25 protein-coding genes are annotated in these 15,380 nt (G+C 40.7%); 3 read left to right on the forward strand and 22 right to left on the reverse strand.

The genetic code is table 11. The features are described 5' to 3' along the window. Positions 1–2: 2 nt before the first annotated feature. A complete protein-coding gene (locus RBQ60_RS12215; RefSeq protein ID WP_307886016.1) occupies positions 3–842 on the reverse strand; it encodes a helix-turn-helix domain-containing protein in 840 nt (279 codons plus the stop codon). 332 nt (positions 843–1,174) lie between these two features. On the opposite strand from RBQ60_RS12215, the gene RBQ60_RS12220 reads away from it, so the two are divergent. Together RBQ60_RS12220 and RBQ60_RS12225 are read left to right on the forward strand one after the other, a co-directional pair. Beyond that, positions 1,175–1,366 carry a tyrosine-type recombinase/integrase gene (locus RBQ60_RS12220; protein WP_307883972.1) on the forward strand — a complete coding sequence of 64 codons (192 nt, stop codon included), beginning with the start codon at positions 1,175–1,177 and terminating at the stop codon, positions 1,364–1,366. A 32-nt stretch (positions 1,367–1,398) separates the two neighbouring features. Next, positions 1,399–1,575: a tyrosine-type recombinase/integrase gene (locus RBQ60_RS12225; RefSeq protein WP_307883973.1), complete on the forward strand. Its 177-nt coding sequence runs from the start codon at positions 1,399–1,401 to the stop codon at positions 1,573–1,575. 140 nt (positions 1,576–1,715) lie between these two features. On the opposite strand, the gene rpsI is transcribed toward RBQ60_RS12225, so the two are convergent. The 6 genes from rpsI to RBQ60_RS12255 all read right to left on the reverse strand — a co-directional run bounded on the left by rpsI (position 1,716) and on the right by RBQ60_RS12255 (position 6,161). Further along, positions 1,716–2,108, reverse strand: coding sequence for a 30S ribosomal protein S9 (gene rpsI, locus RBQ60_RS12230; protein ID WP_307883974.1), 393 nt, complete (start codon positions 2,106–2,108; stop codon positions 1,716–1,718). An 18-nt stretch (positions 2,109–2,126) separates the two neighbouring features. Further along, positions 2,127–2,564 carry a 50S ribosomal protein L13 gene (rplM, locus tag RBQ60_RS12235; RefSeq protein WP_307883975.1) on the reverse strand — a complete coding sequence of 146 codons (438 nt, stop codon included), beginning with the start codon at positions 2,562–2,564 and terminating at the stop codon, positions 2,127–2,129. 177 nt (positions 2,565–2,741) lie between these two features. Then, positions 2,742–3,518: a tRNA pseudouridine(38-40) synthase TruA gene (truA, locus tag RBQ60_RS12240; protein WP_307883976.1), complete on the reverse strand. Its 777-nt coding sequence runs from the start codon at positions 3,516–3,518 to the stop codon at positions 2,742–2,744. A gap of 122 nt (positions 3,519–3,640) precedes the next feature. After that, complete coding sequence (locus RBQ60_RS12245; protein ID WP_307883977.1) at positions 3,641–4,465, reverse strand: energy-coupling factor transporter transmembrane component T family protein; 825 nt, start codon at positions 4,463–4,465, stop codon at positions 3,641–3,643. Continuing rightward, complete coding sequence (locus RBQ60_RS12250; protein WP_307883978.1) at positions 4,462–5,319, reverse strand: energy-coupling factor transporter ATPase; 858 nt, start codon at positions 5,317–5,319, stop codon at positions 4,462–4,464. The genes RBQ60_RS12245 and RBQ60_RS12250 overlap by 4 nt, the downstream gene beginning before the upstream one ends. Next, positions 5,295–6,161 (reverse strand): energy-coupling factor transporter ATPase, encoded by an 867-nt coding sequence (locus tag RBQ60_RS12255; RefSeq protein WP_307883979.1) that lies wholly within the window; start codon positions 6,159–6,161, stop codon positions 5,295–5,297. The genes RBQ60_RS12250 and RBQ60_RS12255 overlap by 25 nt, the downstream gene beginning before the upstream one ends. Positions 6,162–6,526: 365 nt before the next feature. On the opposite strand from RBQ60_RS12255, the gene RBQ60_RS12260 reads away from it, so the two are divergent. Then, entirely contained in the window at positions 6,527–6,706 is a 180-nt protein-coding gene (locus tag RBQ60_RS12260; protein WP_307883980.1) for a hypothetical protein, read from the forward strand. Between the two features lie 364 nt (positions 6,707–7,070). Here the strand turns inward: RBQ60_RS12260 and RBQ60_RS12265 are convergent, their stop codons facing one another. The 15 genes from RBQ60_RS12265 to rplR all read right to left on the reverse strand — a co-directional run bounded on the left by RBQ60_RS12265 (position 7,071) and on the right by rplR (position 15,361). After that, positions 7,071–7,613: a bL17 family ribosomal protein gene (locus tag RBQ60_RS12265; RefSeq protein WP_307883981.1), complete on the reverse strand. Its 543-nt coding sequence runs from the start codon at positions 7,611–7,613 to the stop codon at positions 7,071–7,073. 108 nt (positions 7,614–7,721) lie between these two features. Next, the gene (locus tag RBQ60_RS12270; protein ID WP_307883982.1) at positions 7,722–8,681 is read right to left on the reverse strand and encodes a DNA-directed RNA polymerase subunit alpha; all 960 of its coding nucleotides are present in this window, start codon (positions 8,679–8,681) and stop codon (positions 7,722–7,724) included. A 90-nt stretch (positions 8,682–8,771) separates the two neighbouring features. Beyond that, the gene (gene rpsD, locus RBQ60_RS12275) at positions 8,772–9,374 is read right to left on the reverse strand and encodes a 30S ribosomal protein S4 (protein ID WP_307883983.1); all 603 of its coding nucleotides are present in this window, start codon (positions 9,372–9,374) and stop codon (positions 8,772–8,774) included. Between the two features lie 20 nt (positions 9,375–9,394). Continuing rightward, positions 9,395–9,796, reverse strand: coding sequence for a 30S ribosomal protein S11 (gene rpsK, locus RBQ60_RS12280; protein WP_304509532.1), 402 nt, complete (start codon positions 9,794–9,796; stop codon positions 9,395–9,397). Between the two features lie 24 nt (positions 9,797–9,820). Continuing rightward, positions 9,821–10,189, reverse strand: coding sequence for a 30S ribosomal protein S13 (rpsM, locus tag RBQ60_RS12285; RefSeq protein WP_307883984.1), 369 nt, complete (start codon positions 10,187–10,189; stop codon positions 9,821–9,823). A gap of 217 nt (positions 10,190–10,406) precedes the next feature. Then, positions 10,407–10,520: a 50S ribosomal protein L36 gene (rpmJ, locus tag RBQ60_RS12290; protein WP_004034721.1), complete on the reverse strand. Its 114-nt coding sequence runs from the start codon at positions 10,518–10,520 to the stop codon at positions 10,407–10,409. 16 nt (positions 10,521–10,536) lie between these two features. After that, positions 10,537–10,755: a translation initiation factor IF-1 gene (gene infA, locus RBQ60_RS12295; RefSeq protein WP_004034723.1), complete on the reverse strand. Its 219-nt coding sequence runs from the start codon at positions 10,753–10,755 to the stop codon at positions 10,537–10,539. A 13-nt stretch (positions 10,756–10,768) separates the two neighbouring features. Then, positions 10,769–11,044 carry a KOW domain-containing RNA-binding protein gene (locus tag RBQ60_RS12300; protein ID WP_307883985.1) on the reverse strand — a complete coding sequence of 92 codons (276 nt, stop codon included), beginning with the start codon at positions 11,042–11,044 and terminating at the stop codon, positions 10,769–10,771. Between the two features lie 26 nt (positions 11,045–11,070). After that, on the reverse strand, positions 11,071–11,823 hold the full coding sequence (gene map, locus RBQ60_RS12305) for a type I methionyl aminopeptidase (RefSeq protein WP_307883986.1): 753 nt from the start codon (positions 11,821–11,823) through the stop codon (positions 11,071–11,073). Between the two features lie 2 nt (positions 11,824–11,825). Then, complete coding sequence (locus tag RBQ60_RS12310; RefSeq protein WP_307883987.1) at positions 11,826–12,464, reverse strand: adenylate kinase; 639 nt, start codon at positions 12,462–12,464, stop codon at positions 11,826–11,828. A gap of 89 nt (positions 12,465–12,553) precedes the next feature. Then, entirely contained in the window at positions 12,554–13,819 is a 1,266-nt protein-coding gene (gene secY, locus RBQ60_RS12315) for a preprotein translocase subunit SecY (RefSeq protein WP_307883988.1), read from the reverse strand. Beyond that, positions 13,820–14,260, reverse strand: a complete 441-nt coding sequence (rplO, locus tag RBQ60_RS12320; RefSeq protein ID WP_307883989.1) for a 50S ribosomal protein L15 — start codon at positions 14,258–14,260, stop codon at positions 13,820–13,822. A gap of 17 nt (positions 14,261–14,277) precedes the next feature. Continuing rightward, on the reverse strand, positions 14,278–14,457 hold the full coding sequence (gene rpmD / locus RBQ60_RS12325) for a 50S ribosomal protein L30 (RefSeq protein ID WP_066089007.1): 180 nt from the start codon (positions 14,455–14,457) through the stop codon (positions 14,278–14,280). 13 nt (positions 14,458–14,470) lie between these two features. Continuing rightward, a complete protein-coding gene (rpsE, locus tag RBQ60_RS12330) occupies positions 14,471–14,974 on the reverse strand; it encodes a 30S ribosomal protein S5 (protein WP_307883990.1) in 504 nt (167 codons plus the stop codon). A gap of 18 nt (positions 14,975–14,992) precedes the next feature. Next, the gene (gene rplR / locus RBQ60_RS12335; protein WP_307883991.1) at positions 14,993–15,361 is read right to left on the reverse strand and encodes a 50S ribosomal protein L18; all 369 of its coding nucleotides are present in this window, start codon (positions 15,359–15,361) and stop codon (positions 14,993–14,995) included. Positions 15,362–15,380 lie beyond the last annotated feature (19 nt).

The following is a 15,380-nucleotide window of genomic DNA, read 5'->3' on the forward strand; positions in this document are numbered from 1 at the left end:
AATTAACCTCCTATTTTGGGAGGGAGGATAAAACGTTGTGTTGGGTAACCAAACTCCACAAGCAGTTCTTGTTCAGCAAATCCCAGTTGTTTCAGCTCACTGCGATAGCCCGTATCAGCCTTATCATTTAATCGGTATGTGGTGGTGCTGATTTCACGCCCAATAATATAGTCTTCCATTAGCTTATCCAGAAAGACTTTTTGAATGCCAAGGTTACGATATTGGGGGTGCACTCCCATGAATTCAATACTGCCTGTATCATAGGAAAATGCCATAATTCCAATGGCAGTATCGCCATCTTCCATAATCAATGCCCGTTTTTCTTCTATACAACCGTTCAGTTTCTGAAGATAATCCCCTTCATCTAGGCATGGATAGCCATCAATCACAAGCCTTACCAAATCCATCCACAGGGGAATGTCAGAGGGTTTCGCCAATCGGACATTGGATTTTGAAAACTCCCTGCGAAATTTCTTCCTATTTAACGTAAACCGTAACTGCAAGGGATAAAACTCCTGTCGTTGACGATATTCCGCAGGAGGAATCTTATACATGGTCTTAAAAGCTGTAGTGAAGGCTTGTTGCCCCTCATACCCGCAGATAAAGGCAATCTCGATGATTGACCTTTTTGAGAATACAAGTAGTTTCGCCCCTTCAGTAAGCTGCCGTCGTCCCACATATTCACGGACTGTAATGCCTACCGTATCAGAAAACATCCGATGCAAATGATATTTCGAATAGTGGACAGCTTCAGCTATTGTTTCCAATTCCAGCTTTTGATCAAGGTGATTCTCTATGAAATCTATAACAGCTTCAATGTTAGTGACCCTTTGATTTTCTATTTGTACTCCCTCCTTTCTGTAGAGTAGGATAGCAAAATCCAAGCCATAAGTTTTAATAATTCTTGCTATCATTCTATCATAAGTTTCACAATACTACATTAAGTAAAAGATTTGCCCCTCCTAGTGGTAAAAGAAGTATCTTCACGAATTATACTATGAAAAAAACACAATTGATAGTTATATGGAAGGAACAGAGTATTGAAAAATTCAAAGAAATGGTTTGATGTGATTACATCCAAAACGAAAACCGAAATCAGAGATATAAATTTTTTGAAGAAATCGTTTTATTAGAATGATTATGAAGTTTACTTACTACTTCTGATGGGAACCCGATGGAATATAAAAACTATTACGAAAGCTACTGGATACCCATTATTGAGCAGTTGGGAATGACCCACCGTCCCCACGATACAAGGCACACCGGTGTTTCACTTTTAACTACTGCAGGGGTAGACAAGCGTATCATAAAAAAGATTGTTGGTCACAAAGGGCAAGGTATTACACAAGCGGTGTATACCATGTAGAGATTGAAGAGTTACTGGAGGCAATTAATAGAATGGAAAAGCATAGACCGCACGATACAAGACACACTTGTGTAAGTCTACTGACTGCTGCAAAAGCGGACGAAAGATTTATACAAAAAATAGTGGGACACAAAGGTCAGAATGTAACGAGGGTGGTTTATACACATTTAGAAATACAAGAATTGATTGAGGAAATAGATAAAATATAATTATTTTTTTGTGTCATGTGTGTGTCATGCGTGTGTCATATTCGTAAATTTCCGCCCATTCTCACCCAATCGCAAAATAAAACAAACCCCGAAAACACAAGGTTTTCGGGGTTTTGATGTTTCGTATAAAGTTGAAATAATTATCTCTTAGAGAACTGAGGCGCACGTCTCGCTGCCTTGAGACCGTATTTCTTTCTTTCTTTCATTCTAGGGTCACGTGTCAAGAAGCCAGCTTTTTTCAAAGCGGGTCTGTAATCGCCATCTGCCTGAAGTAAAGCTCTGGAGATACCGTGTCTGATTGCACCTGCCTGACCTGTGAAACCGCCACCATTCACGTTAATCAAAACGTCAAATTTAGCTGTTGTTTCTGTCAATTCCAGAGGTTGACGAACAATGAGTTTCAATGTTTCAAGACCAAAATATTCGTCAATGTCTCTTTTATTAATTGTAACTTTACCGTTGCCGGGTACTAAGTATACTCTAGCTACGGAAGATTTTCTTCTGCCTGTACCGTAATATCTAGCTGCTGCCATTATGCTTTCCTCCTCCTATTAAAATTTGATTTCCAATTTTTCGGGTTTCTGTGCTGCATGGGGATGCTCTGCACCTGCATATACGTGCAGTTTAGCAAACATCTTTCTACCCAGAGCATTTTTAGGAAGCATACCTTTCACAGCATGTTCAATTACTCTTTCAGGGTGTGTTTCCAGCATTTTGTCCAGTCTAGTTGTTTTCAAACCACCCATATAGCCGGAGTGACGATGATACACTTTCTGTTCCAATTTTTTGCCTGTTACAGCAACCTTTTCAGCGTTTACAACGATTACATAGTCGCCCATGTCAACGTTAGGTGCATACTGGGGTTTATTTTTTCCTCTTAAAATGTTTGCGATTTCTGTGGACATACGGCCCAGAGTCATGTCAGCAGCATCAATTACATACCACTTCTTTACCACATCAGATTCCTTCGCAATGTAAGTTGTTCTCATGGTTTCTACCTCCCATAAATTATTTGTTTGATCCGTTGACTTTGCCGTTTTGCGGGAACAAAACGATCAATCTCCATTATGTGCATGCACATAACTTATTGGATCCCACCTTGAGAAACATATATTTAAAACCAAATGGTCTTAAAATCAAAGTACAGCTTTATTATTATAGTACATTCACTCATTACTGTCAACTAATTTCCCCTTAAAATCATAATATATTTCCTGTAAAGTCAAGGCTTGGGGCTCTGCCGTCTGCCCGGCATTCTGTCTGTCTTTACTCAAAATAATATCTGAAATTGCATCCTGTGAAATTTTACCTAAGCCAACTGAAATTAAAGTCCCTGCCATAATGCGTACCATATTATATAAAAACCCATTTCCGGTAACATAGATATAAATCATGTCACCTTCTTTTTTGACAAAACTATCAAAAATGGTTCGCACCGTTGAAGTTACGGTACTTCCCGCCGCACAAAATGCGGCAAAATCGTAGGTTCCTATGAATTTTTCAGCGGCTACATTCATTTTTTCCACATCTAAAGGCGTGTATACAAAAGTAGAATATAATCTTTCCTTTGGATTTTTAATCTTCCCATTGAAAATTCGATATTCATATGTTTTCTTTACACAATCATATCTAGGGTGAAAGTCCTGAGGTACTTCTTCTGCCTTTACCACCACAATGTCCTCAGGAAGAAGGCCACGAATAGCCAAAGGAATTTTATCTACAGGTATGGTTGTATCAACGTCAATGGACGCTCTTTGCCCTAAAGCATGTACCCCTCTATCTGTTCGGCTAGCACCAATACAGGTTAATTCAGGAGAGCGAAAGAGAATTCTTAAGGCTTTTTCCAACTCTCCTTCAACTGTGATTACTTCTGGCAATAATTGCTTTTGCCAACCGCTATATCTGGTTCCATCGTAGGCGATGGTCAGTAGTATGCGTCTCACCCAACTCCTCCTCGTATAAAAAAGGGAGATCTAACATCCCCCTCTTGTAAGTATTTTAATTACAAACAACATCAATTATTTAATAATAAGCTTCCTCAACAATTGCAAAACCCTTCTTGTTCCTAAATCATAAAAGGCAGTACCCTAGCAGCGTATCGCAACCCAAAAATAATTAGGATATATACCACACCCATAGCTAAAGCATGATAGTCCCGTTTTTGCATACGCATACGGTTCATTCTCGTTCTATTCTCATCCCCGTGGTAGCATCTTGCCTCCATGGCCATGGCCAACTCCTCCGCTCGGCGGAAGGCAGAAATAAACAATGGAACAAGAATCGGTATTAAGCTTTTTGCTTTTTGCATTAAACTTCCTGTGTCAAAATCAGCACCTCTGGCCTGCTGCGCTTTCATGATTTTATCCGTTTCATCTAATAAAGTAGGAATAAAACGCAGTGCTATGGTCATCATCATTGCAATTTCATGGGCAGGCACACCAACTTTTTTGAATGGTCGCAACATATACTCAATACCGTCTGTCAACTGAATAGGTGTTGTGGTGAGGGTAAGAATAGAAGAACCAACAATCAAGAGCACCAAACGGATACACATTTTCGTTGCCAGTATGATGCCCTCTAATGTAAGGCTTAAAACGCCCCACTGCCAAATAACTTGTTCCCCTCTGGTCATAAAAAGATTAATAAAGGCGGTAAATAAAATGATAATCATAATACTTTTAATACCTTTAAGCATGAACTTTAAAGGCACCTTTGATGTTTTTATTGTTGCCCCCAAAGCAGCAATTACAAAGAAGTATCCCACAAAAGAATTCACCATAAACAGTGTTATAATAAAAATAAAAGTTATTGTCAGCTTTACTCTGGCATCTAACCGATGGATCAGGGAATCCACAGGGTAAAACTGCCCGATGGTAATATCCCGAATCATACGCTCACCTGCTTTACCAAATTTAATAGTACATTTTTTGCTTCTTCAATGGTGAATACATCTATAGGCACGTCAAAACCTTTTTCTTTTAAGGCAGCAAAAACATAACTCACTTGGGGAGCCGCCAATCCCATTGCCTCTAATTCTTTTACATGGCAAAATACTTCTTTTGGCGTTCCCGTTGTGGCCACTTTACCTTCGTGCATCACAATAATTCGATCCACCAATTTAGCAACATCCTCCATGCTATGGCTAACCAAAATAACTGTAATACCTCTTTCTTGATGAAGGCGTTTGATTGCTTGTAAAATTTCATCTCGGCCCTTGGGATCTAATCCTGCCGTAGGCTCATCCAAAATCAAAACCTCTGGATTCATTGCCAAAACACCGGCAATGGCAACACGACGCTTTTGTCCCCCTGATAACTCAAAAGGAGACTTTTCATACAAATCATGAGCAATACCAACGGTTTCTAATGCCGCCACCACATTTTTATGAATCTCATCCTTAGACTGCATCATATTAGTGGGGCCAAAGGCTACATCCTTATAAACTGTCATTTCAAAAAGTTGATATTCGGGGTATTGGAAGGCCAAACCAATACGGCGACGTACCTCTTTTAGCTTTGCCTTATCCTTATGAATATTCTCCCCATCTAATAAAATTTCACCCTTCGTTGGGCTAATAATTCCATTTAAGTGCTGAATTAATGTTGATTTTCCGGAACCTGTATGCCCAATCAAACCAACAAATTCCCCCTTCTTTATTTCCAGGGAAACATCATCCAAAGCCTTTTTTTCAAAAGCAGTACCTTGGTTATATATATATGTTAATTGGTTAATTTTAATTGACATAGTGCACCTACCATTTCCTCGACTGTTAAAATATCTGCGGGTAAGTCGATGCCTTCCTTACGCAGAAGATGTGCAACCTCTGTTACCTGAGGCACATCTAATCCGTACTGCTGAAGTCGCTCTACTTGAGAGAAAATCTCTTTTGGCTTTCCCTCCATTACTACCTCGCCATCATCAATCACATAAACCCGATCACCACGAACCGCCTCGTCCATATAATGGGTTATCAGTATAATGGTAATGCCTTCTTCCTTATTTAAACGCTCAATGGTTTCTAGTACCTCTTTTCGACCAACAGGGTCAAGCATAGCCGTAGGCTCGTCCAAAACAATGCAGTCAGGCTTCATCGCCAACACGCCTGCAATGGCAATACGCTGCTTTTGACCACCTGAGAGTTTAGAAGGCGTATGGGTAGCATACTTTTGCATACGAACCGTTGCCAACGCATCATCTACACGACGACGGATTTCTTCCGGTTCAATCCCCATATTTTCTGGGCCAAATGCAATATCCTCTTCCACAACTGTGGCCACTAGCTGGTTATCAGGATTTTGAAAAACCATGCCCGCAGTTTGTCGAATATCCCAAATTAACTCACCATTTTTGGTATCCATGCCCTTAACCCACAAAGTTCCATCTGTTGGTTCCAACAAAGCGTTAATATGCTTTGCAAAAGTAGACTTTCCAGAGCCATTATGACCTAATACCACCACAAACTCGCCCTTTTCAATTTCCAAGTTTACCGACTTTAACGCAGCAACCTTTTCTTCCTCGGTGCCGTGGTCTGTTTCAAGCATTTTTATATATTCATACGTTAGACCTTCGGCCTTCACCATCTTCATAACTTCACCTTTTCTTTAAGGGTTTAAACCCCTCTTAAGTCTATGACAAATAATGCTCACAGCTATCAATAGGATACGTTTTTTCCAGAAAAAAGTCAAGAAAAATAGCCCTTGCTCTACAAAAAGTATCTCTCAAATTTCTTAAAAAAATCTTCTGTTTTTTGTAAACCCATCGTAATACTAGCTTAATTATATCTTCCTTTTTCTCTGATATAATAAAGGCATAAGCGGTTCTATTGTAACCTGCTCGTAACAAAGGAGTAAGACCGTTGTAATGACAACGTAACCCCGCTGTAACCTACGTTTTATTGCTTTATGTTATAATTTAGATAATTAATTCTTGCATTTTGAAGGGAGAGACATTTATGAAAACACAACTTATGAAACTCGCAGGCGCATCTATTTTAGCTTTTTCCATCTCCTTCCTGAGCTTTATGTCTCTGACCGTAGCGATACAGAAGGTTCATGAAAAACAAGACGCCACAAGGATTCAAGCAGAACAAACCATGGTAGAAGATACAACCTTAGCAGCTGTCCTTCACTAAAACTGAATCCCTTTTCTATTTTAAAAACCCCTACACACCCTTTTGTGTGGGGGTTTTTGATCTTCTCTTTTTCTTACACACTGACATAACTAAATTTGAAGTATCCATGATATTCAAGTAATTTGAGAACACCTTTCTTCTAATTTCTTCTTGAAATATGCCTTTGTTTTGATGTCTCAGAAATATTGTATAAAGCTTACAATTTCTACCTTCATTATTATATAAATATCATATTTATATAACTGTCAATATTCTTCTCCTCCATAATAGAATACTGCATTCCTTCTCTATCTGAGGATGCAACAGTTGTCCAAGCCCACGAAAAAAAGAGATTCCACAAAGGGAACCTCTTTCATTTGTTTTATTATACCAATTCGATGAATACTTCCATCGCGCCGTCGCCTTTTCTAGCGCCCAGCTTTACAATTCTTGTGTAACCACCGTTACGGTCAACGTACTTAGGAGCAACTTCATCAAACATCTTAGCTGCCATGTCTACCTTTTTGCTCAGGCTTCTAACTTTTTTGCCATCAGCAGGAACTTCTGTTACAGGGTAAATATAAGCCAACATCTGACGTCTCGCAGCAAGTCTGGAAGGTCTATCCTTCTTCACTGTTTTCTTAACTTCATCATAAACAGTTACTTTCTTGCCGTTTACAACTTCTTTCACACGCTTACCATTTGCGTCTTTTTTTGCTACCTTAGCTGTTACTTCAACTTCATCGAAGTTGTCTTTTTCTTTTACAGCCAATGTAATAAGCTTTTCAGCGATTCTTCTTACTTCTTTCGCTCTAGCTTCTGTTGTTTTAATTTTGCCGTGATACAGCAAATTTGTAACTTGGTTTCTTAACAGAGCCTTTCTTTGGGGTGTTGTTTTACCAAGCTTTCTATAACCGGATGCATGCATGGTTCGTATCCTCCTTGTTGATTCCCGTACGATAGTGCCCGCCACCACCGCTCATCGGGCTTATGTGAAGGCGTAATCGCACGGTAAATTATAGTAACAGGCAAAAGCTTACTCGTCGCTAGGTCTTAACGCCAAACCAAGCTCTGCCATCTTGTTCAATACTTCTTCCAAAGACTTACGTCCCAGATTTCTAACCTTCATCATCTCTTCTTCCGTCTTATTCGCCAAGTCTTCTACTGTGTTGATACCAGCTCTCTTCAAGCAGTTATAAGAACGAACAGAAAGATCAAGCTCTTCAATACTCATTTCAAGAACTTTTTCTTTCTTACCTTCTTCTTTTTCAACCATAATAGAAGCATCTTTTGCGTTATCAGAAAGATCAATGAACAGATTTAGGTGTTCATTCAAAATCTTCGCACCGAAGCTTACTGCATCGTCGGGTGCGATGGTGCCGTTGGTCCACACTTCTAAAGACAATTTGTCATAGTCAGTGATCTGACCCACACGAGTATTTTCCACAAGAAAATTAACTCTGGTAACGGGGGTGAAAATGCTGTCAACTGGAAGCATGCCGATAGGTTGGTCATCCTTTTTATTCTTGTCTGCACCAATATAGCCGCGTCCTTTGTTGATGGTAATTTCCATATAAAGCTTGCTACCAGCGCCACCGGAAAGTGTTGCAATGTGATGATCGGGATTTAAAATCTCAATATCACTATCTGCTTTAATATCAGAGCCCTTTACTTCCCCTTCGCCCTCAATGTCGATATACGCAATCTTGGGTTCATTTCCTTCACTGGTGTTTTTAATCGCAAGGCCTTTTAAGTTCAGAATAATTTCTGTAACGTCTTCTTTCACGCCAGGAATTACGCTAAACTCATGAAGCACACCATCGATCTTTACGTTGCTGACAGCCGCCCCAGGAAGAGAGGAAAGTAAAATTCTTCTCAGGGAATTACCTAATGTTGTGCCATAGCCTCTTTCCAAAGGCTCTACCACAAACTTGCCATAAGTTCCGTCCGGTGCCATCTCAGCAATCTCAATGCGAGGTTTCTCAAATTCAAACACTCATTCAAACCTCCCTTTTTTATATTAAGGTGCTGTGGGGCTTTTCGCCCCACAGCTTTTTGATTGACTTTTTTGCACAACCGTTTCAGATTATTTGGAGTACAATTCGACAATAAGTGTTTCTTCAACAGGAACGTCGATCTGTGCTCTCGTGGGTTTTGCTACTACTGTACCGCTTAAACCATCATGGTTTGCGGTTAACCATTCAGGAACGATTCTGCCGTCTGTTACGGACAAAACGTCTTTGTATCTCTGGATGGTTTTGTATTTTTCTTTCACTTCAACTACGTCACCAGCCTTAACCTGGAAGGAAGGGATGTCAACGGGCTTGCCGTTTACTGTAACGTGTTTGTGACGAACAATCTGTCTAGCTTCTTTTCTTGTTCTGCCGTAACCAAGACGGAACATTACGTTGTCCAATCTCATTTCCAGCAACATAAGCAGGTTTTCACCAGGAATACCTTCTTTTTTAGCGATTTTTTCAGCCTGTGCATAGTAGCCTCTAAACTGTTTTTCCAAAACGCCGTAGATGAATTTCGCTTTTTGCTTTTCTCTCATCTGAAGGCCGTATTCGCTCATTTTTCTGTTTGCTCTTAAGTTTTGCTTTTTGGATTTTTTATCAATACCAAGGTAGATGGGATCCAAGTTCAAGGATCTACATCTCTTCAATACGGGTACTCTATCTCTTGCCATTTATCTACACCTCCTGATGATTATACTCTTCTGCGTTTAGGTGGTCTACAGCCATTGTGAGGAACGGGTGTTACGTCTTTAATCATAGTAACATCCAATCCAGCAGCCTGCAATGCACGGATTGCAGCTTCACGGCCGGAACCAGGACCCTTTACGAAAACTTCGATAGTCTTCAGACCATAGTCGGAAGCAGCCTTTGCAGCTGTATCTGCAGCCATCTGTGCTGCATAAGGTGTGGATTTTTTGGAGCCTCTAAAGCCCAACTGACCTGCACTTGCCCAAGACAGTGCGTTGCCAACAGCATCAGTGATTGTAACGATTGTATTGTTAAAAGTAGACTGAATGTGAGCCTGGCCACGTTCTACTTTTCTTTTATCACGGCGTCTGCGAGTTGTTGTCTTTTTCACAGTTTTCTTAGCCATTATTCAAACCTCCTTTGAAATCAATTATTTCTTCTTATTCGCAACGGTCTTTCTAGGACCTTTTCTTGTTCTTGCGTTAGTTTTAGTTTTCTGTCCTCTTACAGGTAGGCCTTTTCTGTGGCGAATGCCTCTGTAACAGCCGATTTCAATCAGACGTTTGATGTTCAGAGCAACTTCTCTTCTCAGGTCACCTTCAACCTTCTGAGATTTGTCAATTACGTCACGAATTTTAGCTACTTCATCGTCAGTCAGGTCTCTTACTCTTGTGTTCAGATCTACACCTGCTTCATTCAGGATACGAACTGCACTGCGATGACCAATGCCATAAACATAAGTCAGACCAACTTCAATGCGTTTTTCTCTTGGTAAGTCTACACCAGCAATACGTGCCATGTATATCTTGCACCTCCTATGATATTCACTCAAACTATGGTTAATTTCAATTATATTTCGCATAAATAAATTATACCCGTCGGGCATTACAAACAGAGTGAGCAGCCGTCAGCCTGCACGCTGCCTCTGCTATTAACTGTATGCTCCTTCCGGTATATTGACGGATTTATCAAACGACTTTTAAAGGTATTCCCTTTGGATAGCCATATAATATATATCAGCCTTGTTTCTGTTTATGCTTGGGATTTTCACAAATGACCATTACACGACCTTTTCTCTTAATGATTCTGCATTTTTCACACATTGGTTTTACAGATGGTCTTACTTTCATTGTGATCGCTCCTTCCTTATTTCGCTCTCCAAATAATTCTGCCCTTTGTCAGATCATAAGGAGACATTTCAACTAATACTTTGTCACCCGGTAAAATACGGATGAAGTTCATACGCAATTTGCCAGAAATATGTGCCAATATCTGATGGCCGTTTTCCAACTCCACCTGAAACATGGCATTCGGTAATTTTTCCAGTACGGTTCCTTCTACTTCAATTACGTCATCTTTTGACAAGCCAAGAACCTCCTTAACAGTCTACTGCTTTTATTTGATACGACTTTAAAGCCTTCCTAATATCTGCATCCAGAATGTATTCATTCCGGGTCAATTTTTCGGCCATATCTGCGTCCACATAGTGGGTGGGCTGAACATGAAGGATCTTTTTTCGCTTTGGCTTTGCAAGCTTTCGCGTTTTCCCGTTGACCAGATATAAATATCTGTCTTCAACAGAAACAACCATCATTACCTCTCCCTTGTCGTGTCCGTCTTTAGAATAAACGATTTGCCCGATTTTATATTCCAACGTAATCACCTCAATCTTTATTTCGTCTATCGTGGTAACGTAAGAATTTCGGGTTCACCGTCTGTAATCAGAATGGTGTTTTCATAATGCGCTGCATATTTTCCATCTTTAGTGACTACAGTCCATCCGTCTTTTAAAACACGAACGTCGTAGCTTCCCATATTCACCATTGGCTCAATTGCTAAAGTCATTCCTTTTTGCAAACGAATGCCTCTGCCCAAGGTTTTAAAATTAGGGACTTCTGGCGGTTCATGCATTTTCCTGCCTATCCCATGCCCAACATAGGCACGGACAACAGAAAATCCGTTTTTTTCAACGTATTTTTGAATTGCAGAGCCTATATCATTGAGATGATTGCCCTCTTTTGCAAAAGTTATACCTTCAAAAAAGCTTTGTTCTGTCACCTCAATTAATTTTTTTGCTTCCGCAGAAATTTGGCCAATTGCATAAGTTCTAGCCATATCTGCATGGTAGCCGTTTAAGATACATCCCACATCAATGCTGAGGATATCACCTTCATTTAATACTCGGTTACTGGGAATTCCGTGGATAACTTCCTCGTTGATCGAGGTGCAAAGTGTTCCAGGAAATCCACCGTATCCTTTAAAAGAGGGTGTTGCCCCATGACTAAGGATATAGTCTTCCGCCAGCTTATCCAGATAGGCAGTTGTCACACCAGGTGCAGCAGTTTTTGCAACCAATGCTTCCACCTCTGCCAAAAGCTTGCCTGCTTTACGCATTTTACCAATCTGATCTTCTGTTTTGATCGTGATAGACATATTTATCTCTCCAGACCTTCTACAATCGCCTTTGTAATAGCATCAATTGCCTGTGTACCATCCACTTCAATTAAGATGTTTTTGCTTCCATAGAACTCAACCAAAGGCATACTTTGTTCATGGAATGTTTTAATTCTTGCAAGACCTGCTTCTGTTGTATCGTCTTTACGCTGTGTTAATGCTTCACCACAAACATCGCAAATACCAGCAACCTTGGCAGGCAAGAATAATTTATTGTAAGTTGCACCGCATTTAGGGCAAGTTTCTCTTGCTGTCAGTCTTTCTAACATTACCTCGTCGGGTGCATTGATATAAACAACTTTATCCAAAGCTACCATTTCGTCAAGCTTTTCAGCCTGAACAACAGTACGAGGGAAACCATCTAAAATGAAACCATTTTTGCAGTCATCTTTCTGAATTCTCTCTTTTACAATAGCAATGATTAATTCGTCAGAAACTAAGCCACCAGACGCCATAATACTTTTTGCCTGATTTCCAAGTTCTGTACCCTTTGCAACTTCTTCTCTCAGCATATCGCCCGTAGAAATATGAGCAATACCATAATGCTTAACCAAACGTGCAGCCTGTGTACCTTTACCTGCAGCGGGCGCACCAATGAGAACCAATTTCATAACAATCATTACCTCTTTTCTTCAGATAGCCCTTCTCTTTTTAAGAACTCCCCGCTCAACCTTGGGGAAATGCAAAAGCATTTCCCAGCAGGTCGAGATTATTCACTCAAAAAGCCTTTGTAGTGACGCATGAGCAACTGGCTTTCCAATGCTTTTACAATGTCTAAGGCAACACCAACAACGATGATCAGTGTTGTGCCACCGAAGCCTACGTTGATCTTGAAGATCCACTGCAGAACAACGGGAACCATTGCTAAGATTGCATAACAAATTGCACCAACCAGAGTGATTCTACCTACAACTCTAGTAATATATGCGCTTGTGGGCTGACCTGGTCTGATGCCAGGGATGAAACCACCATTCTTCTTCATATTCATTGCTATTTCGTTTGGATTGATTACAATCGAAGTATAGAAATATGTGAAGAAAATGATAAGCACTACATACAGACACGCACCAACCGGGTGTGTCATGTTGAGAACTTCAATAATCTTTGTAAATGTCGGTCCTTTATCGGGGATAAAGTTACCGATTTGTTGAGGGAATTGCAACAGGGAAATCGCAAAAATGATAGAAATCACACCTGCTGTATTCACCTTAATAGGCATCGTTGTATTGTTTCCGCCTACCTGCTTATGACCTGCCATCTTTGAAGAATACTGCACAGGCAGTCTTCTTTCACCGCTGTTTACACATACGATAAATCCTAAAACAATGAGCAGAGCCACCAAAATCGCTGCAACTTTTGCAACGCCAATTGCGCCGGAACCGGAGATTGTATAATACATACTCGCAATAGCCTGAGGCAAGTTGGACACGATGTTGATGAAGATAATCATGGAAGAACCATTACCAATACCTTTTGCTGTAATCTGTTCTGCTAACCACATAACAAACGTGGAACCACAAACCAGAGAAAGCACAGAAGCTACATAAACCAGCGGGCTATCGGTCAAGAACATATTCTGATAAGTATATGTGAGACCCGCACCCTGGATTAGCGCCAACACAACTGTCAGATATCTGCTGTAAGACTGTAGCTTTTTACGTCCTTCTGGTCCTTCTTTCGAAAGCTGTTCAAACTTTGGAATTGCGATCGTTAACAGCTGCATAATAATGGATGCAGTGATGTAAGGACCGATACCCATTGCAAACAGGGACCATCCGGAGTTTGCGCCACCGGCAATTACGCTATATAACGTACCCATACCGGTTGCTTCTCTTGCTGCTATTACACTGGCAGCGTCAATACCGGGCAGTGCGATTAATGTACCCAATCTAACGATTGCAAAAATCATCAAGGTATACAAAATTTTGCTTCTAATTTCTTTCGTTCTCCAGGAATTAACGAAAATCTTAAACAATTAAATCACCTCTGCTTTTCCGCCGGCTGCTTCAATTTTCTCAAGTGCAGTTTTACTAAACTGGTTCACTTTAATTGTAAGCTTTCTTTCAAGCTCGCCCTCACCGAGAATCTTTACACCATCTCTAGGGTTGCTGATTAAACCAACGGCCTTTAAAGCATCGATATCAACTACTGTATCGTTTTCAAAAACGTTTAACATACAAACATTAATAGAAACGATTTCTTTACTGTTTCTACATGTGAAGCCTCTTTTAGGAAGTCTTCTATATAAAGGCATCTGACCGCCTTCAAAACCGCACTTACCGCCGGAACCGGAACGCTGACCCTGACCTTTGTGGCCTCTGCCTGCTGTTTTACCGTTGCCTGTTGCGTGACCTCTGCCGCGTCTCCAGTTCTTTTCTTTAGAACCTGCTGCAGGTCTCAATTCGCATAAGTTCATTTTGGCACCTCCTTAAATCAAATTTCTTCAACTTTTACAAGGTGGCTAATCTGATGGATCATACCTCTGATAGCCGCATTGTCCTGCTGAACGACACTGCTGTTTGTCTTCTTCAGGCCCAAAGCCTGAACTGTTTTTTTATGTTTCGGAATTGCTCCGATTGTAGATTTCACTAATGTGATTTTAATTTCAGCCACTGTCAATTCCTCCTTAACCTAAGAGTTCTTCTACAGTAATGCCACGTAATTTTGCAACAGCTTCAGGTGTAGTCGCTCTGGACAAGCCTTCGATTGTTGCGCTTACTACGTTGCGCTTGTTATTAGAACCCAAGGATTTTGTTCTGATGTTACGGATACCACCCAACTCTAATACTGCACGTGCAGGGCCACCAGCGATAACACCAGTACCTTCTGGAGCGGGCATTAATAATACTCTTGCGCTGCCAAAGGCACCTGTAACATCGTGATAAATGCTTTCAACATCATTCATGTTAACTTTAATGATGTTTTTCATTGCATCTTCTTTACCTTTACGGATCGCATCGGGAATTTCAGCCGCTTTGCCCATTCCGCAGCCAACGTGGCCATTGCCATCGCCAACTACAACAAGAGCCGCGAATCTGAATGTACGACCACCCTTAACAACCTTAGTTACACGGTTGATAGTTACTACTTTATCTTTCAGATCTAAAGTGCTTGGATCGATTCTCTTCAACTTACTTTCCTCCTTGCCTTAGAATTTTAGTCCGGCTTCTCTTGCTGCTTCCGCCAAAGCCTTCACTTTACCGTGGTAAATGAAACCGCCTCTGTCGAAAACAACTTCAGTAATGCCTTTTTCAACTGCTCTCTTAGCGATTACTTCACCAACAACAGCTGCTGCTGCAACAGTGGAAGTAAATTCTACCTTGCTGGAAACTTCGGATTCCATTGTGGAAGCTGCAACCAGTGTATTTTGTGTAACGTCATCAATAATTTGTGCATACATGTGCTTGTTGGATCTGAACACAGCCAATCTAGGTCTCTGAGCAGTGCCGTTCACATGATTGCGGATTCTGTAGTGTCTTTTCACACGAGCCGCCGCACGAGATGGCTTTTTAATCATAGTATTTCACTCCGTTTCT

This window comes from Anaerotignum sp. MB30-C6 (assembly GCF_030908465.1).
GTDB lineage: Bacteria > Bacillota > Clostridia > Lachnospirales > Anaerotignaceae > Chakrabartyella.

Coding starts and splice junctions, on each gene's coding strand:
- RBQ60_RS12220 (WP_307883972.1), top strand. CDS start 1,175: ATGGAATATAAAAACTATTACGAAAGCTACTGGATACCCATTATTGAG.
- RBQ60_RS12225 (WP_307883973.1), top strand. CDS start 1,399: ATGGAAAAGCATAGACCGCACGATACAAGACACACTTGTGTAAGTCTA.
- rpsI (WP_307883974.1), bottom strand. CDS start 2,108: ATGGCAGCAGCTAGATATTACGGTACAGGCAGAAGAAAATCTTCCGTA.
- rplM (WP_307883975.1), bottom strand. CDS start 2,564: ATGAGAACAACTTACATTGCGAAGGAATCTGATGTGGTAAAGAAGTGG.
- RBQ60_RS12245 (WP_307883977.1), bottom strand. CDS start 4,465: ATGATTCGGGATATTACCATCGGGCAGTTTTACCCTGTGGATTCCCTG.
- RBQ60_RS12250 (WP_307883978.1), bottom strand. CDS start 5,319: ATGTCAATTAAAATTAACCAATTAACATATATATATAACCAAGGTACT.
- RBQ60_RS12255 (WP_307883979.1), bottom strand. CDS start 6,161: ATGAAGATGGTGAAGGCCGAAGGTCTAACGTATGAATATATAAAAATG.
- RBQ60_RS12260 (WP_307883980.1), top strand. CDS start 6,527: ATGAAAACACAACTTATGAAACTCGCAGGCGCATCTATTTTAGCTTTT.
- RBQ60_RS12265 (WP_307883981.1), bottom strand. CDS start 7,613: ATGCATGCATCCGGTTATAGAAAGCTTGGTAAAACAACACCCCAAAGA.
- rpsD (WP_307883983.1), bottom strand. CDS start 9,374: ATGGCAAGAGATAGAGTACCCGTATTGAAGAGATGTAGATCCTTGAAC.
- rpsK (WP_304509532.1), bottom strand. CDS start 9,796: ATGGCTAAGAAAACTGTGAAAAAGACAACAACTCGCAGACGCCGTGAT.
- rpsM (WP_307883984.1), bottom strand. CDS start 10,189: ATGGCACGTATTGCTGGTGTAGACTTACCAAGAGAAAAACGCATTGAA.
- rpmJ (WP_004034721.1), bottom strand. CDS start 10,520: ATGAAAGTAAGACCATCTGTAAAACCAATGTGTGAAAAATGCAGAATC.
- map (WP_307883986.1), bottom strand. CDS start 11,823: ATGTCTATCACGATCAAAACAGAAGATCAGATTGGTAAAATGCGTAAA.
- RBQ60_RS12310 (WP_307883987.1), bottom strand. CDS start 12,464: ATGATTGTTATGAAATTGGTTCTCATTGGTGCGCCCGCTGCAGGTAAA.
- rplO (WP_307883989.1), bottom strand. CDS start 14,260: ATGAACTTATGCGAATTGAGACCTGCAGCAGGTTCTAAAGAAAAGAAC.
- rplR (WP_307883991.1), bottom strand. CDS start 15,361: ATGATTAAAAAGCCATCTCGTGCGGCGGCTCGTGTGAAAAGACACTAC.